A 25,699-nucleotide genomic window follows, 5' to 3' on the forward strand; every position below is an offset into this window, starting at 1 on the left:
GCGGTTATGATGTTTAAGCAATACCTGCAAGTAACGAAACCAGGCATCATCTTTGGCAACCTGATCTCGGTGATTGGGGGATTCCTGCTGGCCTCAAAGGGCAGCATTGATTATCCCCTGTTTATCTACACGCTGGTTGGGGTGTCACTGGTTGTGGCGTCGGGTTGTGTGTTTAACAACTACATCGACAGGGATATCGACAGAAAGATGGAAAGGACGAAGAATCGGGTGCTGGTTAAGGGCCTGATCTCTCCTGCTGTCTCGCTGGTGTACGCCACCTTGCTGGGTATTGCTGGCTTTATGCTGCTGTGGTTTGGCGCGAATCCGCTGGCCTGCTGGCTGGGGGTGATGGGCTTTGTGGTTTATGTCGGCGTTTACAGCCTGTACATGAAACGCCACTCGGTCTACGGCACATTGATTGGTTCTCTCTCCGGCGCAGCGCCGCCGGTGATTGGCTACTGTGCAGTGACAGGCGAGTTCGATAGCGGCGCAGCGATCCTGCTGGCTATCTTCAGCCTTTGGCAGATGCCTCATTCTTATGCCATCGCCATTTTCCGCTTTAAGGATTATCAGGCGGCAAACATTCCGGTACTGCCGGTGGTGAAAGGCATTTCGGTAGCGAAAAACCACATCACGCTGTATATCATCGCCTTTGCTGTTGCCACGCTGATGCTCTCTCTTGGCGGTTACGCTGGGTATAAATATCTGGTGGTCGCCGCGGCGGTTAGCGTCTGGTGGTTAGGTATGGCGCTGCGTGGTTATAAAGTTGCTGATGATCGAATCTGGGCACGCAAGCTGTTCGGCTTCTCGATCATCGCCATCACTGCCCTCTCGGTAATGATGTCCGTTGATTTTATGGTGCCGGACTCGCATACGCTGCTGGCTGCTGTGTGGTAACACAACCTCTCTATAAAAAAGGTGCTACGGCACCTTTTTTATTGTCTGAGAACAGAGATACGGCTAATAGCCGTATCTCTTGACAGAGTGAGTATATGCACATAAATTAATCATACGGTTGATAGCCGTATTATGCATGAGATCGACTCCCTACGATTTCATTCAGTTAATCAAAGAGGTCATAATGCCTGGAAAAACAGTCGCTCTACCCGATATCGATAAAACGCTGAAAAATGCGCGGGTTGAACTCAAAACCAGTCCCGACGCCAAAAACAAACTTCGTGAAGCTGCGCAAGCCGTTGGGGTAGATTTAAGCGCTTTTATTTTGAGCGCAGCTATGGAACGCGCCGAAAGTGTGCTTGATAACCAACGTCGCCGTGAGCTTTCGAATCAAAGCTGGGAACTGATGAACCAACTCATCGCTGAACCTGCTCAACCGACGCTCGCCCTCAAGGCGTTAATGAAAAGGAAAAACAGCGATGGTCGACAAGCATGAAGAGATTACTCTGCCCATAGTCCTCTCCTGTAATTATCAGTCTGATATTACTTATCCTGGGCAAAAACAGTTTGATTGCGGTAACCCTGTTATCGATAAATTTGTACGCGCATCGCTAAAGAAAAGTGTGCGTAATAGCGACTGTGCTGCTAAAGCACTTATTGACAGACAAAGTGGTGAACTGATTGGCATCTGTACTTTTACGGCATATTCGCTGGAAAAACAACGCGTTTCTGGCGTCCTTCAGGGTTCACAACCTTCAGAGATTGGTGTTGTCAGATTAGTCATGTTAGGGGTAGCGCGGAAATATCAAAAGCGGGGCTTTGGTCAGGACCTACTATGTGATTTTTTTGAACATGTAAAAATAATTCACCGGGCATTACCAATTAAAGGGGTTTATCTTGATGCTGACCCTGCCGCCATTAACTTTTATACTCGTCTCGGCTTTGTTCAGCTTTCAGCGAGGCCCAATGTTTTCGGTGCTGTACCGATGTTTTTAGCGATTCAGCATATTCTCGCGGCTTAGATTATTATCGCCTCCGGCCATGGCAAGTTTTGCCTCAGCCGGGGACTGAGCAGCGTTACCACTTTTGTTCAATTGCCCCCGCTTTCATCAGGTCCACATCCTTGCCTTTAATGGTTGCCGTTGCGGCAACGATTGTGGTCCTTATTGCTGCACAAGATTTTCGTTCAAATTCCGGTTTATAAAGAATAAGCAACGAATTACTGGTAAATGAATCAAGCCGGTAATCTGTAAAGTTAATATCCAGTCGGTTTAAGCCGAAAGGTGCAAAGCCGACCGTTTGAATAGTTTCCTTACCTGACTGACTCTTGATGTTGTACGTAACACGAAGATTGGCCACTTCGCCTAATTTATTGGTTTTGGCAAAGAGGCTATCCATGCAGGAAAAACCTTTATCTAAAAAATTATCCCGCATTCCAGAACGGGTAATCGTGATCACAGGTAACGTATCGTCAACCGTTTTTCTGTCAATCATATCTTTTCGACAGGCGGCCATAAAGTCTTCCGGACCAGCATAAATGTGAACACCCTTATCAAGATATTCTTTCGCTTTACTACAATCCACCTCGACATACTGACCATTGGCGTACATCATGCCCAACCTGGACCATGCTAAATTCACACCGCGTTGCGTAGCCTGATTAAATAACGTATACGCTTTGGCGTAATCCACTCGCACCTGTTCACCTTCGTAGTAGATATTCCCCAGCGCTAACGGAGCTTCTTCATCACCTTGTTTAGCGGCTAACTCGAACCATTTAATGGCTTCCTGAACGTTGGGTTTGGTATCGTAGCGGGGCTGATAATATTCCCAGCCTAACAGGCTTTGCGCGTCGACATCCCCCGACTCAGCCATTTTATGCAGTGTCCTTATCACATCGGGGGCAGGCTTTTCACTGTATATGCTGTCATACAATTCATGCGCTTTCTCGCTTGCCAGTGAACCTTGTGAGGCAATTAATAAAATAGCCAATAAACTCTTTTTATTTAACATAAATAACTTTTATGCATCCATCACTATATTTTTCAATATACCTAACCACCAAACATCCACTTCATGAATAAATACACAGCCATAACAACCTCAGGTAATAAGTAAACATTTAAGCTGAAGCAGAATAACCAGCACCTCCAACACCTCTATTTATTGCGATAAAATAACACCATCCTTTAATAAAAAATCACACGCTCATCAACAAATCCGAAAATAATATCATTCGTGGCAGGATAAAATCAGGCGAGCTTTTCATTTGTTATATTTAACGCACAAAGTATTAATGGCAAGAATACGAGAGAAGCGCATGCCTGACGTAAAAATCACGCTCTTATGTAATATTTACTCATTAACACTCTGTTTACCCAACATGCGCTCCGCACTACACTATGTGGGCAATTTTTTAAGAGGTGGTAATGAACGATTATAAAATGACGCCAGGTGAGCGGCGCGCGACCTGGGGTTTAGGGACCGTATTTTCATTGCGCATGCTGGGCATGTTTATGGTACTGCCGGTTCTAACTACGTACGGTATGGCACTGCAAGGTGCCAGTGAAGCATTAATCGGTATTGCCATTGGTATTTATGGCCTGACTCAGGCCGTTTTTCAGATTCCGTTTGGCCTGCTCTCAGACCGTATTGGTCGCAAACCATTAATTGTCGGCGGGCTGGCGGTGTTTGCCGCCGGTAGCGTTATCGCTGCGCTTTCCGACTCTATCTGGGGAATTATTCTGGGCCGGGCGTTACAAGGTTCTGGAGCGATTGCCGCTGCCGTTATGGCGCTACTTTCTGATCTCACGCGCGAACAAAACCGCACCAAAGCGATGGCGTTTATCGGCGTGAGTTTTGGCATTACCTTCGCCATTGCGATGGTACTTGGCCCTATCATCACTCACAAACTTGGACTGCACACGCTGTTCTGGATGATCGCTATTCTGGCAACGACCGGTATTGCGTTGACCATTTGGGTTGTGCCCAACAGCAGCACGCACGTACTTAATCGTGAGTCCGGAATGGTGAAAGGCAGTTTCAGCAAAGTGCTGGCAGAACCGCGACTGCTGAAACTCAACTTCGGCATTATGTGTCTGCACATGCTGCTGATGTCGACGTTTGTTGCCCTGCCCGGACAGTTGGCTGATGCGGGGTTCCCGGCGGCTGAACACTGGAAGGTCTATCTGGCGACGATGTTAATCGCCTTTGGCTCGGTTGTGCCTTTCATTATCTACGCGGAAGTTAAGCGCAAAATGAAGCAAGTCTTTGTTTTCTGCGTCGGGCTGATCGTGGTTGCGGAAATTGTGTTGTGGAACGCACAAACGCAGTTCTGGCAACTGGTGGTCGGCGTGCAGCTTTTCTTTGTGGCGTTTAATTTGATGGAAGCCCTCCTCCCCTCGCTTATCAGTAAAGAGTCGCCAGCCGGTTACAAAGGTACGGCGATGGGCGTTTACTCCACCAGCCAGTTTCTTGGCGTGGCCATTGGCGGTTCGCTGGGTGGCTGGATTGACGGCATGTTTGACGGTCAGGGCGTATTTCTCGCTGGCGCAATGCTGGCCGCAGTGTGGCTGGCAGTCGCCAGTACCATGAAAGAACCGCCGTATGTCAGCAGTTTGCGCATTGAAATCCCATCGGACATTGCCGCAAACGAGACGTTAAAAGTGCGTTTGCTGGAAACTGCGGGTGTCAAAGAAGTGTTGATTGCAGAAGAAGAACATTCAGCTTATGTGAAAATCGACAGCAAAGTGACGAATCGCTTTGAGGTTGAACAGGCAATTCGTCAGGCATAAAAAACGAGGCGAATTGCCTGTTGCGCTACGCTTTTCAGGCCTACAAAGTTCCTGAGTGACAAATCTTTGTAGGCCGAATCAGGCGTTCATGCCGCATCTGACATGAACAAAGCGCAGGTTGTCGCGATTAATCGCGGAAGTTTTTGAACTGGAACGGCTGACCCAGATCGCCACCACGTACCATCGCCATGACAGCCTGCAAATCATCACGAGATTTGCCCGTCACACGGATCTCATCGCCCTGAATTTGCGCCTGCACTTTCAGTTTGCTGTCTTTGATCATCTTGACGATTTTCTTCTGGGTCGCGCTTTCAATGCCCTGTTTCAGTTTTGCTTCCACAAACCAGGTTTTACCGCTATGAACGATATTTTCCGGTACATCCAGCGAACTGCCTTCAATGCCGCGCTTCAGCAGCTTGGCACGCAGAATATCCAGCAACTGATTGACCTGGAAGTCGGACTCGCTCAACACTTTGATGGTTTTGCTGGCGTCGTTCAGCTCAAATGAGGCTTCAACGTTACGGAAGTCAAAACGGGACTCCACTTCGCGGCTCGCGTTATCGACCGCGTTTCGTGCTTCCTGAAGATCAACTTCAGAGACAATATCGAAAGATGGCATCTTTTCCTCTCCCTTCATTTTTGATGCGAAGCATAATACCTGCAAAGTTAAATAACCGACAGTCCTGCACCAGGACGTATCCCTTAATTGTGCATAGTCGCAACAGCATGCACAATTAAGGGATAGCCTTATTGAACACCCGGAGTGGTTGCGGGTGAGGAGGAACAATGAAAATTACCGTATTGGGATGCGGTGCCTTAGGGCAATTATGGCTTACAGCACTTTGCAAACAGGGTCACGACGTTCAGGGCTGGCTGCGCGTACCGCAACCTTATTGTAGCGTGAATCTGGTTGAGACCGACGGTTCGATATTTAATGAGTCTCTGACCGCCAACGATCCCGATTTTCTCGCCACCAGCGATCTGCTCCTGGTGACGCTGAAAGCATGGCAGGTTTCCGATGCAGTCAAAAGCCTCGCGTCTACACTGCCTGTAACCACGCCAATACTGTTAATTCACAACGGCATGGGCACCATCGAAGAGTTGCAAAACATTCAGCAGCCATTACTGATGGGCACCACCACTCATGCCGCCCGCCGCGACGGCAATGTCATTATTCATGTGGCAAACGGTATCACGCATATTGGCCCGGCACGGCAACAGGATGGCGATTACAGTTATCTGGCGGATATTTTGCAAACCGTGTTACCTGATGTCGCATGGCATAACAATATCCGCGCCGAGCTGTGGCGTAAGCTGGCGGTCAACTGTGTGATTAATCCACTGACCGCTATCTGGAATTGCCCGAATGGTGAATTACGACATCATCCGCAAGACATTATGCAGATATGCGAAGAAGTCGCGGCAGTGATCGAACGCGAAGGGCATCATACTTCAGCGGAAGATTTGCGTGATTATGTTATGCAGGTGATTGATGCAACAGCGGAAAACATTTCGTCGATGTTGCAGGATATCCGCGCGCTGCGCCACACCGAAATCGACTATATCACTGGTTTTCTCTTACGCCGCGCTCGCGCGCATGGGATTGCCGTACCGGAAAACACCCGCCTGTTTGAAATGGTAAAAAGAAAGGAGAGTGAATATGAGCGCATCGGCACTGGTTTGCCTCGCCCCTGGTAGTGAAGAGACTGAAGCCGTCACCACTATCGATCTGCTGGTTCGCGGCGGTATCAACGTCACCACTGCCAGCGTCGCCAGCGATGGTAACCTGGCAATTACCTGCTCACGCGGCGTGAAGCTGCTGGCGGATGCGCCGCTGGTCGAAGTAGCTGATGGCGAATATGACGTGATCGTGCTGCCTGGTGGCATTAAAGGCGCGGAGTGTTTTCGTGATAGCACCCTGCTGGTTGAAACCGTGAAACAGTTCCACCGTTCCGGGCGTATCGTCGCGGCTATTTGCGCCGCACCAGCCACCGTGCTGGTGCCTCATGATATCTTCCCGATTGGCAATATGACCGGCTTCCCGACGTTGAAAGACAAAATTCCCGCTGAACAATGGCAGGACAAGCGCGTCATCTGGGATGCTCGGGTAAAATTGCTGACCAGTCAGGGGCCAGGTACGGCTATTGATTTTGGTCTGAAAATTATCGACCTGTTGGTTGGGCGTGAAAAAGCCCATGAGGTGGCATCACAACTGGTGATGGCGGCAGGGATTTATAATTATTACGAGTAGTGTCGGATGCAGTAAACGTCGCATCTGACCAGATGCGACGTAAAAACCACAAATTACGGACGATACACCTTCACATTGTTAAAGCCCTGCTCGCGTAGATAGAGCGCCTGCAGGCGGCTCATCACCCCGCGCTCACACCACAACAGCCAGGTTTTGTTCTGGTCGAGATCGCCAAATTTGGTGCTCAGTTTATAGAACGGCAGAGAAACCACGTCGATACCTTCAACTTTCAGCGGCTTATCTTCTTGTTCATCAACAGAACGGATATCGAGGATCACGTCGTTCGGGCCGAAGCCGTTGACGGTTTCCACTTCCACCACTTCCTGCTCGGTCTGCTGAGCGATTTCGCGGATATCAACGTTATTCGCTTCCTCAACCACTTTATCGAGAATGCTGAAGTCGAACTTCTCTTCTTCCGCTTCAATCTTCGACTTAACCGCTTTCACGGTCGGGCTTTTGGAGATAACACCGCAGTATTCCGGCATGGTGCGGGCAAAATCTTCGGTGCCAATCTGGCGAGCCAGGTTGATGATGTGCTCTTTGTCGTAAGAGATCAGCGGACGCAGGATCAGCGTATCGGAGACGTTATCAATCAGGCGCAGGTTGGTTAGCGTCTGGCTGGACACCTGTCCCAGCGCTTCGCCGGTGACGAGCGCCTGTACGCCGTAACGTTCAGCCACTTTAGACGCGGCACGCACCATCATACGTTTGAGGATTACGCCCATCTGACCGTCGTCGATTTTCTCGAGAATTTCACCGACGACCGGCTCAAAGTTAATGGCGACAAAACGCACGCGGTGGGAGCTACCAAAACGGTTCCACAGATAATGCGCCACCTGACGAACACCAATTTCATGCGCCGCGCCGCCGAGATTAAAGAAGCAGTAATGCACGCGGCAGCCGCGACGCATCAACATATAGCTGGAAACTCCGGAGTCGAAACCACCGGAAATAAGCGACAGCACATCTTCCTGGGTGCCGATTGGGAATCCGCCAATACCTTCGTAACGACCTTTAATCAGCAGGAGACGATCGTCTTCAACTTCCAGATGGACAGTCACATCCGGATTGGTCAGCTTCACGCGCGCGGATTCAATATGCTGATTTAAACCGCCGCCGACGTAACGTTCCACATCAATCGAGCTAAACTCATGTTTACCACGGCGCTTCACGCGTACGCAGAAGGTTTTACCTTCCAGCTGATCGCGATACTGAACCAACGCTTTCTCGAAAATATCGTGCATGTCGGTAAACGGCACGTCTTCGACTTCGAGAATATGGTGGATACCCGGAATACGGGTCAGGGCGTCGCGAATAGCCAGACGCTGGTTTTCATCTTTTGCGCGAACTTCGATGTGATCCCAGTGGCGGACGACAGCGAGCGTCTCATCATAGTGCTTTAAAACGTTACGAATGTTCCCGGTAAGGATTTTTATAAAGCGCAAGCGCACAGATTGGCTTTTGATGGTGATTTCCGGGAACAATTTAATGATAAACTTCATGGCGGCAATGGTTCGTTGGCAAGTCTTAAGCGACTTGTATAGGGAAAAATACAGCAGCCCACACCTGCGGCTGCATCCAGGCGCGGAAGTATACCACTAACATCGCTTTGCTGCGCACATCACCTTACCATTGCGCGTTATTTGCTATTTGCCCTGAGTCCGTTACCATGACGGGGCGAAAAATATTGAGAGTCAGACATTCATTATGCCGAAGAAAAATGAGGCGCCCGCCAGCTTTGAAAAGGCGCTGAGCGAGCTGGAACAGATTGTAACCCGTCTGGAAAGTGGCGACCTGCCGCTGGAAGAGGCGCTGAACGAGTTCGAACGTGGCGTGCAGCTGGCACGTCAGGGGCAGGCCAAATTACAACAAGCCGAACAGCGCGTACAAATTCTGCTGTCTGACAATGAAGACGCCTCTTTAACTCCTTTTACACCGGACAATGAGTAATGGACTTTCCGCAGCAACTCGAAGCCTGCGTTAAGCAGGCCAACCAGGCGCTGAGCCGTTTTATTGCCCCACTGCCCTTTCAGAACACTCCCGTGGTCGAAACCATGCAGTATGGCGCATTATTAGGTGGTAAGCGCCTGCGACCGTTCCTGGTTTATGCCACCGGCCATATGTTCGGCGTTAGCACAAACACGCTGGACGCACCCGCTGCCGCCGTGGAGTGTATCCACGCGTATTCATTAATTCATGATGATTTACCGGCAATGGATGATGACGATCTGCGTCGCGGTTTGCCGACCTGCCATGTGAAGTTTGGCGAAGCAAACGCGATTCTCGCGGGCGACGCTTTACAAACGCTGGCGTTCTCGATTTTAAGTGATGCCGATATGCCGGAAGTGTCGGATCGCGACAGAATTTCGATGATTTCTGAACTGGCGAGCGCCAGCGGTATTGGCGGAATGTGCGGTGGTCAGGCATTAGATTTAGATGCGGAAGGCAAACACGTACCTCTGGACGCACTCGAGCGTATTCATCGCCATAAAACCGGCGCATTAATTCGCGCCGCCGTTCGTCTTGGTGCATTAAGCGCCGGAGATAAAGGACGTCGTGCTCTGCCAATTCTCGACAAATACGCAGAGAGCATCGGCCTTGCCTTCCAGGTTCAGGATGACATCCTGGATGTGGTGGGAGATACTGCAACGTTGGGTAAACGCCAGGGTGCCGACCAGCAACTTGGTAAAAGTACCTACCCTGCACTTCTGGGTCTTGAGCAAGCCCGGAAGAAAGCCCAGGATCTGATCGACGATGCCCGCCAGTCGCTAAAACAACTGGCTGAACAGTCACTCGATACCTCGGCACTGGAAGCGCTAGCGGACTACATCATCCAGCGTAATAAATAAACAATAAGTATTAATAGGCCCCTGATGAGTTTTGATATTGCCAAATACCCGACCCTGGCACTGGTCGACTCCACCCAGGAGTTACGACTGTTGCCAAAAGAGAGTTTACCGAAACTCTGCGACGAACTGCGCCGCTATTTACTCGACAGCGTGAGCCGTTCCAGCGGGCACTTCGCCTCCGGGCTGGGCACGGTCGAGCTGACCGTAGCGCTGCACTACGTCTATAACACCCCGTTTGACCAATTGATTTGGGATGTGGGGCATCAGGCTTATCCGCATAAAATTTTGACCGGACGCCGTGACAAAATAGGCACCATCCGTCAAAAAGGCGGCCTGCACCCGTTCCCGTGGCGCGGCGAAAGTGAATATGACGTGTTAAGCGTCGGGCATTCATCAACCTCTATCAGTGCCGGAATTGGTATTGCGGTTGCTGCCGAGAAAGAAGGCAAAAATCGCCGCACCGTCTGTGTTATAGGCGATGGCGCGATTACTGCTGGCATGGCGTTTGAAGCGATGAATCACGCGGGCGACATCCGCCCGGACATGCTGGTTATTCTCAACGACAACGAAATGTCGATTTCCGAAAATGTTGGCGCGCTCAACAACCATCTGGCGCAGCTGCTTTCCGGCAAGCTTTACTCTTCACTGCGCGAGGGCGGGAAAAAAGTATTCTCCGGCGTTCCGCCCATTAAAGAGCTGCTCAAACGTACCGAAGAACATATTAAAGGCATGGTAGTACCAGGCACGCTGTTTGAAGAGCTGGGCTTTAACTACATCGGCCCGGTTGACGGTCACGATGTGCTGGGGCTTATCACCACGCTTAAGAACATGCGCGACCTGAAAGGCCCGCAGTTCCTGCATATCATGACCAAAAAAGGTCGTGGTTACGAACCGGCAGAAAAAGATCCAATCACCTTCCACGCCGTGCCTAAATTTGACCCCTCCAGCGGTTGCCTGCCGAAAAGCAGCGGCGGCCTGCCGAGCTATTCAAAAATCTTTGGCGACTGGTTGTGCGAAACCGCAGCAAAAGACAACAAGCTGATGGCGATTACCCCGGCGATGCGTGAAGGCTCCGGCATGGTCGAGTTTTCACGTAAATTCCCGGATCGCTACTTCGACGTGGCAATCGCCGAGCAACACGCAGTGACCTTTGCTGCGGGTCTGGCGATTGGTGGCTACAAACCCATTGTCGCGATCTACTCCACTTTCCTGCAACGCGCCTATGATCAGGTGCTGCATGACGTGGCGATTCAAAAGCTCCCGGTTCTGTTCGCCATTGACCGTGCGGGTATTGTCGGTGCTGACGGTCAAACCCATCAGGGCGCGTTTGATCTCTCTTACCTGCGCTGCATTCCGGAAATGGTCATTATGACCCCGAGCGATGAAAACGAATGTCGCCAGATGCTCTATACCGGCTATCACTATAACGATGGCCCGTCAGCGGTGCGCTATCCGCGCGGCAACGCCGTTGGCGTTGAACTGACGCCACTGGAAAAACTGCCAATTGGCAAAGGCATTGTGAAGCGTCGTGGCGAGAAACTGGCGATCCTCAACTTTGGTACGCTGATGCCGGAAGCAGCGAAAGTCGCAGAATCGCTGAACGCTACGCTGGTCGATATGCGTTTTGTGAAGCCGCTTGATGAAGCGTTAATTCTGGAAATGGCCGCCAGCCACGAGGCGCTGATCACCATTGAAGAAAACGCCATTATGGGCGGCGCAGGCAGCGGCGTGAACGAAGTGCTGATGGCCCATCGTAAACCAGTACCCGTGCTGAATATTGGCCTGCCGGACTTCTTTATTCCACAAGGAACGCAGGAAGAAATGCGCGCTGAACTCGGCCTCGATGCCGCCGGTATGGAAGCCAAAATCAAAGCCTGGCTGGCATAATCCCTACTCCACTCCTGCTATGCTTAAGAAATTATTCATAGACTCTAAATAATTCGAGTTGCAGGAAGGCGGCAAACGAGTGAAGCCCCAGGAGCTTACATAAGTAAGTGACTGGGGTGAACGAATGCAGCCGCAGCACATGCAACTTGAAGTATGACGAGTATGGCAGGAGTGGCAGCATGCAATACAACCCCTTAGGAAAAACCGACCTTCGCATTTCCCGACTTTGCCTCGGCTGTATGACCTTTGGTGAGCCGGATCGCGGTAATCACGCATGGACACTGCCCGAAGAGAGCAGCCGTCCCATCATTAAACGCGCGCTGGAAGGCGGCATAAATTTCTTTGATACCGCCAATAGTTATTCTGACGGCAGCAGCGAAGAGATCGTCGGTCGTGCACTGCGGGACTTTGCTCGTCGTGAAGACGTGGTCGTTGCAACTAAAGTGTTCCATCGCGTTGGTGATTTGCCGGAAGGATTATCCCGTGCGCAAATTTTGCGCTCTATTGACGACAGCTTGCGACGTCTCGGCATGGATTATGTCGATATCCTGCAAATTCATCGCTGGGATTACAACACGCCGATCGAAGAGACGCTGGAAGCCCTGAACGACGTGGTAAAAGCCGGGAAAGCGCGTTATATCGGCGCGTCATCCATGCACGCCTCGCAGTTTGCTCAGGCGCTGGAACTGCAAAAACAGCACGGCTGGGCGCAGTTTGTCAGTATGCAGGATCACTACAATCTGATTTATCGCGAAGAAGAGCGTGAAATGCTGCCGCTGTGTTATCAGGAAGGCGTAGCGGTGATTCCGTGGAGTCCGCTGGCGCGGGGACGTCTGACGCGTCCCTGGGGAGAAACCACCGCACGACTGGTTTCCGATGAAGTAGGAAAAAATCTCTACAATGAAAGCGACGAAAATGACGCGCAGATAGCAGAACGGTTAACTGGCGTCAGTGAAGAACTGGGGGTAACGCGAGCACAAGTTGCGTTGGCCTGGTTGTTGAGTAAACCGGGCATTGCCGCACCGATTATTGGTACTTCGCGGGAGGAACAGCTTGATGAGCTGCTGAACGCGGTAGATATCACTTTAAAGCCAGAACAGATTGCCGAACTGGAAACGCCGTATAAGCCGCATCCGGTGGTAGGTTTTAAATAGGAATCCAGGCCTGATGAGACGTGACAAGCGTCACATCAGGCATCGGTGCACAGCTACGACAGAATACCCAGCGGCCAATGATGACCGATAAAGTACAGGATGCCAGCGGAGATCACCCCGGCGACAATATCATCTATCATGATCCCCATGCCGCCATGTACATTGCGGTCAAACCAGCGGATCGGCCACGGTTTCCACATATCCAGAATACGGAAAATCACAAACCCGGCGGCAACCCACTGCCAGTCATTGGTCGGCAGCGCCATGAGCGTGATCCACATACCAATAAATTCGTCCCAGACAATGCTGCCGTGATCGTGCACGCCCATGTCTTTCGCCGTTTGATGACAAAGATAGACGCCGATACAGATCCCCAGCATGACTACCAGCGAATAGAGCTGCCAGGGCAAAAAGGTCATCAGATACCAGAACGGAATCGCCGCCAGCGACCCCATCGTGCCTGGAACAATTGGGCTTAATCCACTTCCGAATCCGACAGCAAGCAGATGCCACGGATTACTCATCTTCAGGCGACTTTTCGCGACATCATTATGGCGTGGCAAAATGGTCATATCCTTTCCAGTCTAACGTGACAGGTTCGCCGTCACGAATAAAACAAAGCCCTTCGATATCGGCGGTCATCTGCCCGATACAGGTAAACGGTACGCCCAGGTGTCCGAGAGCCACATCCAGCGCGCCACGGTTAAGCTCTGGCACAGTGAAACATAACTCGTAATCTTCACCGCCAGAGAGCGCCCAGCGCAGTGCCTGTTCCGGCTCAACATGGCGAGAAAGCGCATCAGAAAACGGCAGCAATGCCAGGTCAATTCGTGCGCCGCAGTCGCTGGCTTTCACGATATGCCCGAGATCGGAAATCAGACCGTCAGAGAGATCGATGGCTGAATTTGCCAGATCGCGCAGCGCCTGCCCCTGTAAAATACGCGGCAACGGACGGAGATGACGTTTGATCAAGTAGTCCGCATCTTTAACATCGGCAACCTGCAAACGATTTTGCAAAATCGCCAGCCCGGCGGCGCTATCGCCCGGTGTCCCGGTCACATAGATCCAGTCACCCGGTTTCGCACCAGAACGCGTTAAGGCTCGCCCCATCGGGACAAAACCGTGGATACCCAACGTCATTGATAATGGCCCACGCGTGGTATCGCCGCCAATGAGTTGCATATCGTAATAATTAAGTAGATCAAACAAACTGTCGCTGAAGGACTCAAGCCACGCTTCGTCGACGTCCGGTAAGGTTAATGCCAGCGTCAGCCAGGCCGGATCGGCGCCCATCGCGGCCAGATCGCTTAAATTCACTGCCAGAGCTTTATATGCCAGATCCGCAGGATCGATATCAGGGAGGAAATGGTTGCCCGCCACCAGCGTATCAGTGCTGATCGCCAGGGTCTGTTTCTCGGGGATATTGAGAAGTGCGCAATCGTCGCCAATGCCCAGTTCGACATCAAGACGAGAACTTCTTACACGGTCAAAATAACGGGCAATCAGGGAGAACTCGCCACATGCCATACGTTATGCCTCAGCAGGTAAAAAAGAAAAGGCCGGCGATCGCGGAACGGTCTTCCGTGAATCTACCGGCCTGGATATCACTTTTTGTTAGGGCGAATCACAGGTGCTGCTTTATCGAGTACGCCGTTGACGAACTTATGGCTGTCTTCTGCGCCGAACGATTTCGCCAGTTCGATCGCTTCGTTAATGGCCACTTTGTATGGCACATCGCTACGTTTAGACAGCTCGTACAGCGCAATGCGCAGTACTGCTTTTTCTACCTGGCCCAGTTCTTCCAGCAGGCGGGACAGGTACGGCTTCATCAGTCCGTCGAGGTATGCGGTGTTAGTCGCCACCCCGGCCAGCAGCTCACGGAAGTACAGGACGTCAACGTCTTTTACATCCTGTTCAGCCAGGAACTGGTATTCAACATCAGCGATGTCGTTCTGGGACAACTGCCAGGAGTAGAGCGCCTGGACGGCACACTCACGAGCGCGGCGACGAGCAGCAGGTTTCACGGATTTCCCCTTACTAATTTCAGGCCTTGATGGCTTTCAATACATTAATCATTTCAAGCGCGGTCAGTGCAGCTTCTGCACCTTTGTTGCCAGCTTTGGTGCCAGCACGTTCGATCGCTTGTTCAATGCTTTCAGTGGTCAGAACCCCAAAAGCAACCGGAATTTCGCTGTCCTGGGCAACATGCGCCAGGCCGTTGCTTGCACCACCAGCGACATATTCAAAGTGGGCAGTGCCACCACGAATAACCGTACCCAGCGCAATCACCGCGTCATATTTACCGGTTTTAGCCAGTGCACCCGCCGCCAGCGGCAGCTCATAGGCACCAGGCACCCAAACAACGGTAATGTTTTCATCTTTTACCTGACCGATACGTTTCAGTGCGTCAATTGCACCTTCCAGCAGGCTGTCATTGATAAAGTTGTTGAAACGCGCAATGGTGATGGCGACGCGAGCGTCCGGGGTAGCAACGTTAGCTTCAATAATGTTCATTTTCTTCCTTCGGGTTCGAGTATGGCCCCGCAGGGGGGCGGATTTTAGCATAATATTTCGTGCGCTGCTTCCCTTTCGAGCCGGGAGATCATGCACCCACTAAATGCAGGCAAACATCCGGGCCTACATGACGTATCTCTTTGAATTTAAATTGGGGGACGTCGGCTAATTTCTCAAGTCCTGGCAGCGTGCATAATCCACGGGCGTCGTTGCCTAATAGTTTAGGTGCGATATAGACAATCAGCTCATCGACTAAACCCGCCTGTAGCAATGCGCCAGCGAGCGTTGGCCCCGCTTCCACCCAGATGCTGTTAATCTGCTTTTTACCCAGTTGCATCATCAGTACAACCAGATCCAGATGACCTTTATGCTCAGGAATCAGCAAGGTACGTACCGTTTCCGGCCACTCACGAGAATCTTCCTGCGTACGCGCGAACCAGGTTTCGCCGGGCTGCTGCACAATGCGATGTTCCGGCGTCACGCGATTTTGGCTATCAATCACAATACGTACTGGCTGGCGGAGATTTTGTTGCGGATAGAGCGCCTGAGTTTGTTCGTCCAGTTCAGACCAACGCACCGTTAAGGCTGGATCGTCCGCCATGACTGTTGCGCTGCTGGTTAAAATGGCATGACTTTGCGCACGCAGACGTTGTACATCGCGTCGCGCCTGAGGAGACGTGATCCACTGGCTCTCACCGCTCGCCATCGCTGTGCGGCCATCTAGCGACGCGCCAAGTTTTAACTGGATATAAGGAAAGCCGGTGCGCATGCGCTTGAGAAAGCCTTTATTCAATTGCTCGGCTTCACTCATCATCAGGCCGTGGCTGACGTCAATGCCAGCCTGTTGCAAACGATAAAGTCCACGCCCAGCGACCTGCGGGTTAGGATCCTGCATCGCGGCAACCACGCGCGTAACACCCGCAGCAATCAACGCATCGCAACACGGCGGCGTACGACCATGATGACTACAAGGTTCGAGTGTGACATACGCCGTGGCACCTTTGGCTTTTTCGCCAGCCATGCGCAACGCATGTACCTCGGCATGCGGTTCACCCGCTCGCTGATGGTAACCTTCACCGACGATTTCGCCATCTTTTACAATGACGCACCCGACATTCGGGTTGGGATGAGTGGTAAAACGTCCTCGTTGCGCCAGCTTAAGCGCCCGCGCCATGTAATACTCGTCCTGCACGGCTTAGTCCTCCAGGCGCGCGATCTCTTCGCCAAATTCTTTGATATCTTCGAAACTGCGATAGACAGAGGCAAAACGGATATAGGCGACTTTATCGAGCTTTTTCAATTGCTCCATCACCAAATTGCCAATCATCTTGCTCGGCACTTCACGCTCACCGGTGGCGCGCAGCTGCGATTTAATATGATTGATTGCCATTTCGACGTCATCGGAACTCACCGGACGTTTTTCCAGCGCCCGCAGCATTCCGCTACGTAATTTCTCTTCATTAAACGGTTCACGCACGTCATTGCTTTTTACAACACGTGGCATAACCAGCTCCGCCACTTCAAAGGTGGTGAAACGTTCATTACACACCAGACACTGCCGACGGCGGCGTACGGATGAGCCCTCGCCTACGAGACGAGAGTCAATTACCTTAGTGTCCACGGCGAAACAGAATGGGCAATGCATACGGCGTCCTGACCAGGTGGTTAACAGAAATCTATTTTACCCTGAACTGACGATACAACAAAGGCGCAACGCTTTTGAGATAAAGGATCGATGCTTTCGCTGCTTTTACCCTCTACCATTAGGCTTATTGCGATAAGAAAGGGACGACCTATGAATACAAACGTTTTTCGACTGCTCCTGCTGGGAAGCCTGTTCAGCCTTAGCGCCTGTGTGCAGCAAAGCGAAGTGCGGCAGATGAAACACAGCGTCAGCACACTGAACCAGGAGATGACGCAACTCAATAAAGAAACGGTCAAAATCACTCAGCAAAACAGGCTGAATGCAAAATCCAGCAGTGGGGTTTACCTTCTGCCTGGAGCGAAAATACCAGCAAGACTGGAAAGCCAGATCGGTACTTTACGTATGTCGCTGGTGAATATTACGCCTGATACAGATGGCACCACCCTGACGCTACGTATTCAGGGCGAGTCGAATGATCCCTTGCCCGCATTCAGCGGAACTGTTGAATATGGGCAAATTCAGGGAACAATAGACAACTTTCAGGAAATCAATGTGCAGAATCAATTGATTAACGCCCCTGCCAGCGTCCTCGCCCCCAGCGATGTTGATATTCCGTTACAGTTAAAGGGTATTTCTGTGGATCAGTTAGGCTTTGTACGTATCCACGACATTCAACCTGTTATGCAGTAAACGTATCGCGGGGCGTTTTGTGCGTCCCGCAACATCTTTCCCCGTCATTTTGTTACTCTGCTTACATCACCCAGATTGATAGTAAAAGTTTGCAACAAGGGTGAAAGTCAGTACAATCCCCGCCCGAATGTGTGTAAACGTGAACGCAATCGATTACGTAAATGATAGAACTGTGAAACGAAACATATTTTTGTGAGCAATGATTTTTATAATAGGCTCCTCTGTATACGAAATATTTAGAAACGCAATTTGCGCCTTTTTCACTCCCGCAAGGGATTTTCAAACAGTGGCATACATATGAAAAAAACATTACTGGCAGCCGGTGCGGTACTGGCGCTCTCTTCGTCTTTTACTGTTAACGCAGCTGAAAACGACAAACCGCAGTATCTCTCCGACTGGTGGCACCAGAGCGTTAACGTTGTCGGAAGCTATCACACCCGTTTCGGACCGCAGATCCGCAACGATACCTACCTTGAGTACGAAGCATTCGCTAAAAAAGACTGGTTCGACTTCTATGGGTATGCGGATGCGCCGGTATTCTTCGGCGGTAACTCCGATGCAAAAGGTATCTGGAACCACGGTTCCCCGCTGTTTATGGAAATCGAACCACGTTTCTCCATCGACAAGCTGACCAATACTGACCTTAGCTTTGGTCCGTTCAAAGAGTGGTACTTCGCGAACAACTACATTTACGACATGGGTCGTAATAAAGATGGTCGCCAGAGCACCTGGTACATGGGTCTGGGTACCGATATCGATACTGGCCTGCCGATGAGCCTGTCCATGAACGTCTATGCAAAATACCAGTGGCAGAACTATGGCGCAGCGAATGAAAACGAGTGGGACGGTTACCGTTTCAAAATTAAATACTTTGTGCCGATTACCGATCTGTGGGGTGGTCAGCTGAGCTACATCGGCTTCACCAACTTCGACTGGGGTTCCGATTTAGGGGATGACAGCGGTAACGCAATCAACGGTATTAAGACCCGTACCAATAACTCCATCGCTTCCAGCCATATTCTGGCTCTGAACTACGATCACTGGCACTACTCTGTCGTAGCTCGTTACTGGCACGACGGTGGTCAGTGGAACGACGATGCAGAACTGAACTTCGGCAACGGCAACTTCAACGTTCGCTCTACCGGCTGGGGTGGTTACCTGGTAGTAGGTTACAACTTCTGATGAATGAAATGCCGGATCTTGTATCCGGCATTTCAGATTGTTAACAACGTGCGCTTTGTTCATGCCGGATGCGGCGTAAACGCCTTATCCGGCCTACAAAAACACGTAAATTCAATACATTGCTGAGATTACGTAGGCCTGATAAGCGTAGCGCATCAGGCAATTTTGCGTTTGTCATAAAGCTCAAATAACGGATTTTGTATCCGTCATTTTTTTATCACTTCTTCTTATTCATCATCGCTTTTAAATCAGCGAATGGGTTGTACTTCGCTTCACCGACATCTTTCTGCGCATCTTCCCCTGCGATAACGGTCGTACCATACTGATCCGCTTCGGTATATTTCGAATGCTCATGATCGTGGCAATAGAGACACAACAATTCCCAGTTACTGCCATCTTCCGGGTTATTAGTATGGTCGTGATCGATATGGTGAACGGTAAGTTCACGCAGATTGGAGTAGACAAACTCGCGGGAGCAGCGTCCACACACCCACGGATAGATTTTTAATGCTTTTTCGCGATAGCCGCTTTCTAACCGCGCATAATTTTTTGGGATGATAGCCATGAGAAGTTACCTGGATGAAATGTAGGGTTAGGCGCAGTTTCCCAAGATGGGAGGGTTTTCGCAATCACCTTACATCAAAAAAAATCCCGATCTTCTGACCGGGATTTTCAACATCAGCTGAAACTTGATTAAGGCAGAATTGACGGCTGATCCGCCCCTTCTTTTTCCACTTTCTGCTGCAGCATGTGTTCGCGCTTCATACCCAGTTTCAGAGCCAGCGCCGATGCTACGTAGATGGATGATGCAGTACCGATGGAAACACCGATAAGCATGGTCAGCGAGAAGCCTTCCAGTACCGGACCACCGAAGAGGTACAGCATCAGGATAACCATCAAGGTAGTACCGGATGTGATCAAGGTACGGTGCAGCGTCTGGGTCAAGGACACGTTAAAGATTTCGTAAGGCGTACCGCGACGGATCTTGCGGAAGTTTTCACGAATACGGTCCGATACCACGATACTGTCGTTAAGCGAGTAACCGATAACCGACATCAGTGATGCCACAATGGTCAGGTCAATCTCGATATGGAATAACGACAAAATACCCAGCGTAATGATAACGTCGTGCGCCAGTGCAATAACAACCCCTGCCGCCAGTCGCCACTCAAAGCGGAAACCTACGTACACGAGGATAGACAGCAGCGCCGCCATCAGCGCCATCGCACCGGTTTGCGCAAGGTCTGCCCCCACGCTCGGACCAACGAATTCAATACGCTTCACTGCCGCATTCTGATTGGTGGATTCGTTAATCACCTTCAGAACCTGGCTGCCCAGCACCTGACCGCCAGTTTCGCCTTCAGCAGGCGGCATGCGGACCATGATGTCGTGGCTGCTACCAAAGTTTTGCAGCATCGGCTCTTCAAAACCGGCTTTTTGCAATGCATCACGCATTACATCAATTTCAGCGGGTTTTTCGAGCGTAATTTCAATAACCGTACCACCGGTGAAATCCAGCCCCCAGTTAAAGCCGCGTACGCCCATAATGACGATAGCGGCGATCAACAGCAGACCAGAGATGCCAAAAGCCCAGTAGTCCCAGCGCATAAAGTCATAGACTTTACGGCCGTGGTTTAGTTGTTCAACAGTATATTCCTGTGCCACATCGCACTCCTCAGATTGACAGCTTCTTGACGCGCTTGCCGCCATATAGCAGGTTTACGATGGCACGCGTACCGACAATCGCGGTAAACATCGACGTCGCCACACCGATACCGGTAGTAATCGCGAACCCTTTAATTGCCCCGGTACCCACTGCGTACAGGATGATGACTTTAATCAGCGTGGTGATGTTCGCATCGAAAATGGAACTGAATGCGCCACGATAACCTTCATCAATTGCCTGTTGAACAGTACGTCCGTTGCTCAACTCTTCTTTAATACGTTCGTTGATCAGTACGTTCGCATCGACCGCTACCGCAAGGGTTAAGACGATACCCGCGATACCTGGCATACTCAGCGTTGCGCCTGGCAACAGCGACATAATGCCGACGATCAAGATCAAGTTGGCAATCAGAGCACTGGTCGCAATCAGACCAAACTTCTTATAGAAGATGATCATAAACAGAATAGAAACCAGCAGACCGGCAAGGCAAGCCTCCAGCCCCTGTTCAATGTTCTGCATACCCAGAGTCGGGCCAATGGTACGTTCTTCAACAATCTGAATTGGCGCGATCAACGCACCGGCACGCAGCAAAAGTGAAAGCTGACGGGCTTCGTTCGGGTTGTTAATACCGGTGATACGGAAGCTGTTACCCAGACGAGACTGGATGTTAGCGATGTTAATCACTTCTTCCTGTTTCACCAGAACCGCACGACCGTTAGCATCTTTCTTACCGCTGTCTTTGTACTCCACAAATAGGGTCGCCATCGGTTTGCCGATGTTGTCCTTGGTGAAGTTAGACATGATGTTGCCACCAGCGCTATCGAGCGAGATGTTAACCTGCGGCTGGTTGTATTCGTCCTGGCTGGAAGTGGAGTCAGTGATATGGTCACCGGTCAGAATTACACGTTTGTACAGCACAACAGGCTGACCTTCGCGGGTCTGTTTCACTTCAGAGTCGCCCGGTACGCGTCCAGACGCAGCAGCGGCCTGGTCAACGTTGGTGTTTACCAGACGGAATTCCAACGTTGCCGTTGCACCCAGAATCTCTTTCGCTCGTGCGGTGTCCTGGATACCAGGCAGCTCAACAACGATACGGTCAGCACCCTGACGCTGAACCACCGGCTCCGCCACGCCAAGCTGGTTTACACGGTTACGCAGGATGTTGATGTTCTGTTGCACCGCATATTCACGCGCTTCACTCAGGCGAGCATCGCTCATTACCGCACGCAGCTGGTTGCTGCCCTGGCTACTAATCACCAGGTCCGGATGACGCTTGCTCAGATACGCAATGGCTTCATCACGAGCTTTAGCATCGCGGAAAGTGATGCTCAGGCCGTAGTTGTTTTCTTTACGAACGGTGGTATACGGGATGCCCTTTTCGCGCAGGTCGCTGCGCAGGCTATCGATATTTTGTTCCTGGAGTTTGCCAAGCGCGGTGTCCATATCCACTTCCATCAGGAAGTGAACGCCGCCACGCAGGTCAAGACCGAGCTTCATCGGCTCAGCATGAATAGCTGCCAGCCAGCGCGGCGTTGCCGGGGCAAGGTTAAGCGCCACGACGTATTTGTCACCCATAACGCCCATTAATGCTTCACGAGCGCGCAGTTGGGTGTCAGTGGAGTCGAAGCGCGCAAGAATAGCGCCCTCTTCCAGTGCCACAGACTTAGCAGTTATTTTTTCTTCTTGTAACGTTTTCTGGACCTGGATCAGCGTTTGCTCACTGGCGGCGACTCCGCGCGCGCCAGTGATCTGAACAGCCGGATCCTCACCAAACAGGTTGGGAAGTGCATACAGCAGACCGATGACAATCACCACGATCAGCATGACGTACTTCCACAAAGGATAACGGTTTAACACGGCAATTCCCTTAGGGAAAAATTTTAATTACAGCGCCTTCATGGTGCCTTTCGGCAGAACGGCAGCTACGAAGTCACGTTTAATAACTACTTCAGTGGTGTCATTCAGCGCGATAGCAATGTAGCCGTTTTCCGCTACTTTGGTTACGCGACCGACCAGGCCACCGTTCGTCAGAACTTCATCACCTTTGGCAATGGAGTCCATCAGCTTTTTGTGTTCTTTGGTGCGCTTCTGCTGTGGACGCAGGATCATGAAATAGAAAATCAGACCGAATACCACCAGCATCAAAATCAAAGACATCGGGCTACCTTGCGCCGGTGCACCCGTTGCCGCTACCGCATCAGAAATAAAAAAGCTCATTAAATTTCCCTCATTATTAATATTAATCAACGTTCAAAGGTGGTACTTCTCGCCCCTGACGCTGGTAAAAATCAGTTACGAAGCTCTCTAATTTACCCTCTTCAATAGCCTTGCGTAAACCCGCCATCAAACGCTGGTAGTAACGAAGGTTATGAATGGTATTGAGTCGCGCGCCTAATATTTCGTTGCAACGGTCGAGATGATGCAAGTAAGCGCGTGAATAATTGCGACAGGTGTAGCAATCACACTCAGGATCGAGCGGGCCAGTATCGCTCTTATACTTCGCATTGCGGATTTTCACCACGCCATCGGTCACGAACAAATGACCATTTCGGGCGTTGCGGGTTGGCATTACGCAGTCAAACATATCGATACCGCGACGTACGCCTTCAACCAGATCTTCCGGTTTACCAACGCCCATCAGGTAACGCGGTTTGTCTGCCGGAATTTGCGGACACACATGCTCCAGAATGCGGTGCATATCTGCTTTCGGCTCACCCACAGCCAGACCGCCGACAGCGTAGCCATCAAAACCGATATCTACCAGACCTTTAACAGAAATATCACGTAAATCTTCGTAAACGCTGCCCTGAATGATACCAAACAGCGCATTTTTGTTACCGAGACTATCAAAACGCTCACGGCTACGCTTCGCCCAACGCAGAGACATCTCCATCGAGCGTTTTGCGTAATCCCAGTCAGCAGGATACGGCGTACACTCATCAAAGATCATGACGATATCTGAACCAAGATCGTACTGAATCTCCATCGACTTTTCCGGATCTAGGAAAATCGGGTCGCCGTTGATCGGGTTACGGAAGTGAACGCCCTGTTCGGTGATTTTACGAATATCGCCAAGGCTGAAGACCTGGAAGCCGCCGGAGTCAGTAAGGATAGGGCCTTTCCACTGCATAAAATCGTGCAGATCGCCATGCAGTTTCATGATTTCCTGACCCGGGCGCAGCCACAGGTGGAAAGTGTTACCGAGAATAATTTGTGCGCCAGTGGCTTCAACTTCTTCCGGCGTCATCCCTTTTACGGTGCCGTAGGTGCCAACAGGCATAAAGCAAGGCGTTTCCACTACGCCACGATCAAAGACCAGGCGGCCACGGCGTGCGCGACCGTCGGTGGTGTCCAGTTCAAATTTCATTTTTTCTCCACTACGTCAGAAAAACAGTCCAACGTTTAAACCAGCGCCGCGGAATTACTCCCCGACGCGCTCATTAATTGCCTGCGGATTGTACGTGATAAACATCGCATCACCGTAACTAAAAAAGCGATATTTCTCTTCTACCGCCGCTTTATAGGCGTTCATAGTGTGTTGATAGCCGGCAAATGCCGAAACCAGCATAATCAGCGTCGATTCAGGAAGGTGGAAGTTCGTCACCAGCGCATCGACCACTTTGTACTGGAAGCCCGGATAGATAAAGATTTGGGTATCGTCAAAGAACGGTTCGATGAGATCGTTTTTCGCCGCCTGGGCCGCGCTTTCCAGCGAACGTACCGAGGTGGTGCCAACCGCAATCACCCGATTACCGCGCGCTTTCGCCGCCAGTACCGCGTCTACCACATCCTGCGGCACTTCAGCGTATTCTGAGTGCATGATGTGATCTTCAATGGTGTCGACGCGCACCGGCTGGAAAGTACCCGCACCAACGTGCAGAGTTACGAACGCCATCTCCACGCCTTTGGCGCGCAATTTTTCCAGCAAAGGTTCGTCAAAATGCAGCCCGGCAGTCGGGGCCGCTACCGCGCCCGGTTTTTCACTATAAACTGTTTGATAAAGTTCGCGGTCTGCATCTTCGTCCGGACGGTCGATGTACGGCGGCAGCGGCATGTGGCCGATGCTGTTGAGGATATCCAATACTGAACGCTCATCATTAAATTCGACTTCAAACAGTGCGCCGTGGCGAGCGGTCATTGTTGCGTTGATACTTTCGTCATCGCCCAGCAGCAGCTCTGCGCACGGTTTTGGCGCTTTCGAGGCGCGAATATGCGCAAGAATGCGTTTGTCGTCGAGCATCCGCTCAACCAGCACTTCAATCTTGCCGCCGCTGGCTTTACGCCCAAACAGACGCGCCGGGATCACGCGGGTATTATTAAAAACCAGAAGATCGCCGGGGTTGAGCTTATCGAGTAAATCGGTGAAAGTACCGTGCGTCAGCGCGCCCGTCGGCCCGTCCAGCGACAGTAAACGACAGCTACTGCGTTCAGGCATTGGATAGTGGGCAATCAGGGATTCGGGCAATTCAAAGGAGAAATCGGTAACGCGCATGACACTGACTCAGACTAAAATAAGAGGCGGGTAGTCTAGTGCCGGGGCGCTCTCCCTGCAACCTTTACCCCCCTTTGGATAGAATATAATCGATGAATTTTTTAGCTCACCTGCATCTAGCCCATCTCGCGGAAAGTTCGCTTTCCGGTAATTTACTGGCTGATTTCGTACGCGGAAATCCTGAAGAAAGTTTTCCGCCCGACGTCGTGGCTGGCATTCATATGCATCGACGTATCGACGTATTGACTGACAATCTGCCGGAAGTCCGCGAAGCACGGGAATGGTTTCGTAGTGAAACTCGCCGCGTTGCGCCTATTACGCTGGATGTCATGTGGGATCACTTTCTTTCACGCCACTGGTCGCAGCTATCACCGGACTTTCCGCTACAGGAATTTACCTGTTATGCCCGGGAGCAAGTGATGACTATTCTTCCAGACTCACCACCACGCTTTATCAATCTGAACAATTACTTATGGTCTGAGCAATGGCTGGTTCGCTATCGCGATATGGATTTCATCCAGAACGTGTTAAACGGCATGGCAAGCCGTCGCCCACGTCTGGATGCCCTGCGTGACTCCTGGTACGATTTAGACGCCCATTACGATGCTCTCGAAACCCGCTTCTGGCAGTTTTATCCGCGGATGATGGCGCAGGCGTCACGCAAGGCGTTATAAGAGG

Annotated in this window: 28 protein-coding genes; 13 read left to right on the top strand and 15 right to left on the bottom strand. The window is 51.1% G+C overall.

Features of this window, described 5'->3' with window-relative positions; translation table 11 throughout:
• Nucleotides 1–6 precede the first annotated feature (6 nt).
• The 3 genes from cyoE (at nucleotide 7) to FQZ95_RS20480 (ending at nucleotide 1,919) form a co-directional block, all read left to right on the top strand.
• Nucleotides 7–897 (top strand): heme o synthase, encoded by an 891-nt coding sequence (cyoE, locus tag FQZ95_RS20470; protein ID WP_000971336.1) that lies wholly within the window; start codon nucleotides 7–9, stop codon nucleotides 895–897.
• A 184-nt stretch (nucleotides 898–1,081) separates the two neighbouring features.
• Nucleotides 1,082–1,393: a type II toxin-antitoxin system TacA family antitoxin gene (locus FQZ95_RS20475; RefSeq protein ID WP_001353405.1), complete on the top strand. Its 312-nt coding sequence runs from the start codon at nucleotides 1,082–1,084 to the stop codon at nucleotides 1,391–1,393.
• Nucleotides 1,377–1,919 (top strand): GNAT family N-acetyltransferase, encoded by a 543-nt coding sequence (locus tag FQZ95_RS20480; protein ID WP_000227787.1) that lies wholly within the window; start codon nucleotides 1,377–1,379, stop codon nucleotides 1,917–1,919. The genes FQZ95_RS20475 and FQZ95_RS20480 overlap by 17 nt, the downstream gene beginning before the upstream one ends.
• A 55-nt stretch (nucleotides 1,920–1,974) precedes the next feature.
• Here the strand turns inward: FQZ95_RS20480 and FQZ95_RS20485 are convergent, their stop codons facing one another.
• On the bottom strand, nucleotides 1,975–2,910 hold the full coding sequence (locus tag FQZ95_RS20485; protein ID WP_160530592.1) for a tetratricopeptide repeat protein: 936 nt from the start codon (nucleotides 2,908–2,910) through the stop codon (nucleotides 1,975–1,977).
• Between the two features lie 416 nt (nucleotides 2,911–3,326).
• Here FQZ95_RS20485 and FQZ95_RS20490 point away from each other — a divergent pair, with 416 nt between their 5' ends.
• On the top strand, nucleotides 3,327–4,691 hold the full coding sequence (locus FQZ95_RS20490) for an MFS transporter (protein ID WP_160530593.1): 1,365 nt from the start codon (nucleotides 3,327–3,329) through the stop codon (nucleotides 4,689–4,691).
• A 127-nt stretch (nucleotides 4,692–4,818) separates the two neighbouring features.
• On the opposite strand, the gene yajQ is transcribed toward FQZ95_RS20490, so the two are convergent.
• Complete coding sequence (gene yajQ, locus FQZ95_RS20495) at nucleotides 4,819–5,310, bottom strand: nucleotide binding protein YajQ (protein ID WP_001138904.1); 492 nt, start codon at nucleotides 5,308–5,310, stop codon at nucleotides 4,819–4,821.
• A gap of 167 nt (nucleotides 5,311–5,477) precedes the next feature.
• Between yajQ and panE the strand changes: the two genes are divergently transcribed.
• Together panE and yajL are read left to right on the top strand one after the other, a co-directional pair.
• Entirely contained in the window at nucleotides 5,478–6,389 is a 912-nt protein-coding gene (panE, locus tag FQZ95_RS20500) for a 2-dehydropantoate 2-reductase (RefSeq protein WP_000705835.1), read from the top strand.
• Complete coding sequence (gene yajL / locus FQZ95_RS20505; protein WP_160530594.1) at nucleotides 6,352–6,942, top strand: protein deglycase YajL; 591 nt, start codon at nucleotides 6,352–6,354, stop codon at nucleotides 6,940–6,942. Before panE ends, yajL begins: the two co-directional genes overlap by 38 nt.
• 53 nt (nucleotides 6,943–6,995) lie before the next feature.
• On the opposite strand, the gene thiI is transcribed toward yajL, so the two are convergent.
• Nucleotides 6,996–8,444 (bottom strand): tRNA uracil 4-sulfurtransferase ThiI, encoded by a 1,449-nt coding sequence (thiI, locus tag FQZ95_RS20510; protein ID WP_160530595.1) that lies wholly within the window; start codon nucleotides 8,442–8,444, stop codon nucleotides 6,996–6,998.
• A 205-nt stretch (nucleotides 8,445–8,649) separates the two neighbouring features.
• On the opposite strand from thiI, the gene xseB reads away from it, so the two are divergent.
• The 4 genes from xseB (at nucleotide 8,650) to yajO (ending at nucleotide 12,832) form a co-directional block, all read left to right on the top strand.
• A complete protein-coding gene (xseB, locus tag FQZ95_RS20515) occupies nucleotides 8,650–8,892 on the top strand; it encodes an exodeoxyribonuclease VII small subunit (protein ID WP_001124935.1) in 243 nt (80 codons plus the stop codon).
• Entirely contained in the window at nucleotides 8,892–9,791 is a 900-nt protein-coding gene (gene ispA / locus FQZ95_RS20520; protein WP_000347229.1) for a (2E,6E)-farnesyl diphosphate synthase, read from the top strand. The genes xseB and ispA overlap by 1 nt, the downstream gene beginning before the upstream one ends.
• 24 nt (nucleotides 9,792–9,815) lie before the next feature.
• On the top strand, nucleotides 9,816–11,678 hold the full coding sequence (gene dxs, locus FQZ95_RS20525; RefSeq protein ID WP_115738914.1) for a 1-deoxy-D-xylulose-5-phosphate synthase: 1,863 nt from the start codon (nucleotides 9,816–9,818) through the stop codon (nucleotides 11,676–11,678).
• A gap of 179 nt (nucleotides 11,679–11,857) precedes the next feature.
• On the top strand, nucleotides 11,858–12,832 hold the full coding sequence (yajO, locus tag FQZ95_RS20530) for a 1-deoxyxylulose-5-phosphate synthase YajO (protein ID WP_160530596.1): 975 nt from the start codon (nucleotides 11,858–11,860) through the stop codon (nucleotides 12,830–12,832).
• Nucleotides 12,833–12,885: 53 nt separating this feature from the next.
• Here the strand turns inward: yajO and pgpA are convergent, their stop codons facing one another.
• The 6 genes from pgpA to nrdR all read right to left on the bottom strand — a co-directional run bounded on the left by pgpA (nucleotide 12,886) and on the right by nrdR (nucleotide 16,991).
• The gene (pgpA, locus tag FQZ95_RS20535; protein ID WP_160530597.1) at nucleotides 12,886–13,404 is read right to left on the bottom strand and encodes a phosphatidylglycerophosphatase A; all 519 of its coding nucleotides are present in this window, start codon (nucleotides 13,402–13,404) and stop codon (nucleotides 12,886–12,888) included.
• On the bottom strand, nucleotides 13,382–14,359 hold the full coding sequence (gene thiL, locus FQZ95_RS20540; protein ID WP_160530598.1) for a thiamine-phosphate kinase: 978 nt from the start codon (nucleotides 14,357–14,359) through the stop codon (nucleotides 13,382–13,384). The genes pgpA and thiL overlap by 23 nt, the downstream gene beginning before the upstream one ends.
• Before the next feature lie 77 nt (nucleotides 14,360–14,436).
• Nucleotides 14,437–14,856 carry a transcription antitermination factor NusB gene (nusB, locus tag FQZ95_RS20545; RefSeq protein WP_000801125.1) on the bottom strand — a complete coding sequence of 140 codons (420 nt, stop codon included), beginning with the start codon at nucleotides 14,854–14,856 and terminating at the stop codon, nucleotides 14,437–14,439.
• 19 nt (nucleotides 14,857–14,875) lie between these two features.
• A complete protein-coding gene (gene ribH / locus FQZ95_RS20550) occupies nucleotides 14,876–15,346 on the bottom strand; it encodes a 6,7-dimethyl-8-ribityllumazine synthase (RefSeq protein ID WP_001021161.1) in 471 nt (156 codons plus the stop codon).
• Between the two features lie 88 nt (nucleotides 15,347–15,434).
• A complete protein-coding gene (gene ribD / locus FQZ95_RS20555) occupies nucleotides 15,435–16,538 on the bottom strand; it encodes a bifunctional diaminohydroxyphosphoribosylaminopyrimidine deaminase/5-amino-6-(5-phosphoribosylamino)uracil reductase RibD (protein ID WP_160530599.1) in 1,104 nt (367 codons plus the stop codon).
• Between the two features lie 3 nt (nucleotides 16,539–16,541).
• On the bottom strand, nucleotides 16,542–16,991 hold the full coding sequence (nrdR, locus tag FQZ95_RS20560) for a transcriptional regulator NrdR (RefSeq protein WP_000543535.1): 450 nt from the start codon (nucleotides 16,989–16,991) through the stop codon (nucleotides 16,542–16,544).
• A 150-nt stretch (nucleotides 16,992–17,141) separates the two neighbouring features.
• Here nrdR and FQZ95_RS20565 point away from each other — a divergent pair, with 150 nt between their 5' ends.
• On the top strand, nucleotides 17,142–17,681 hold the full coding sequence (locus FQZ95_RS20565; protein WP_160530600.1) for a DUF3251 domain-containing protein: 540 nt from the start codon (nucleotides 17,142–17,144) through the stop codon (nucleotides 17,679–17,681).
• Nucleotides 17,682–17,978: 297 nt separating this feature from the next.
• Nucleotides 17,979–18,863, top strand: coding sequence for a nucleoside-specific channel-forming protein Tsx (gene tsx, locus FQZ95_RS20570; protein ID WP_001295328.1), 885 nt, complete (start codon nucleotides 17,979–17,981; stop codon nucleotides 18,861–18,863).
• Nucleotides 18,864–19,080: 217 nt separating this feature from the next.
• Here the strand turns inward: tsx and yajD are convergent, their stop codons facing one another.
• From yajD to queA, 6 genes are all read right to left on the bottom strand, one after another.
• Complete coding sequence (yajD, locus tag FQZ95_RS20575; RefSeq protein ID WP_000974813.1) at nucleotides 19,081–19,428, bottom strand: HNH nuclease YajD; 348 nt, start codon at nucleotides 19,426–19,428, stop codon at nucleotides 19,081–19,083.
• A gap of 128 nt (nucleotides 19,429–19,556) precedes the next feature.
• Nucleotides 19,557–20,528 carry a protein translocase subunit SecF gene (gene secF / locus FQZ95_RS20580; protein ID WP_000046637.1) on the bottom strand — a complete coding sequence of 324 codons (972 nt, stop codon included), beginning with the start codon at nucleotides 20,526–20,528 and terminating at the stop codon, nucleotides 19,557–19,559.
• 10 nt (nucleotides 20,529–20,538) lie between these two features.
• Nucleotides 20,539–22,386, bottom strand: a complete 1,848-nt coding sequence (secD, locus tag FQZ95_RS20585) for a protein translocase subunit SecD (protein ID WP_000934822.1) — start codon at nucleotides 22,384–22,386, stop codon at nucleotides 20,539–20,541.
• Between the two features lie 27 nt (nucleotides 22,387–22,413).
• Nucleotides 22,414–22,746: a preprotein translocase subunit YajC gene (gene yajC / locus FQZ95_RS20590; protein ID WP_000007629.1), complete on the bottom strand. Its 333-nt coding sequence runs from the start codon at nucleotides 22,744–22,746 to the stop codon at nucleotides 22,414–22,416.
• Between the two features lie 22 nt (nucleotides 22,747–22,768).
• A complete protein-coding gene (tgt, locus tag FQZ95_RS20595; RefSeq protein WP_000667319.1) occupies nucleotides 22,769–23,896 on the bottom strand; it encodes a tRNA guanosine(34) transglycosylase Tgt in 1,128 nt (375 codons plus the stop codon).
• Between the two features lie 54 nt (nucleotides 23,897–23,950).
• The gene (gene queA / locus FQZ95_RS20600) at nucleotides 23,951–25,021 is read right to left on the bottom strand and encodes a tRNA preQ1(34) S-adenosylmethionine ribosyltransferase-isomerase QueA (protein ID WP_160530601.1); all 1,071 of its coding nucleotides are present in this window, start codon (nucleotides 25,019–25,021) and stop codon (nucleotides 23,951–23,953) included.
• A 92-nt stretch (nucleotides 25,022–25,113) separates the two neighbouring features.
• On the opposite strand from queA, the gene acpH reads away from it, so the two are divergent.
• Nucleotides 25,114–25,695, top strand: coding sequence for an ACP phosphodiesterase (gene acpH, locus FQZ95_RS20605; protein ID WP_160530602.1), 582 nt, complete (start codon nucleotides 25,114–25,116; stop codon nucleotides 25,693–25,695).
• Nucleotides 25,696–25,699: the final 4 nt, after the last annotated feature.

Origin of the sequence: Escherichia sp. HH41S, assembly GCF_009820115.1 — a bacterium.
Classification (GTDB): domain Bacteria; phylum Pseudomonadota; class Gammaproteobacteria; order Enterobacterales; family Enterobacteriaceae; genus Escherichia; species Escherichia coli_F.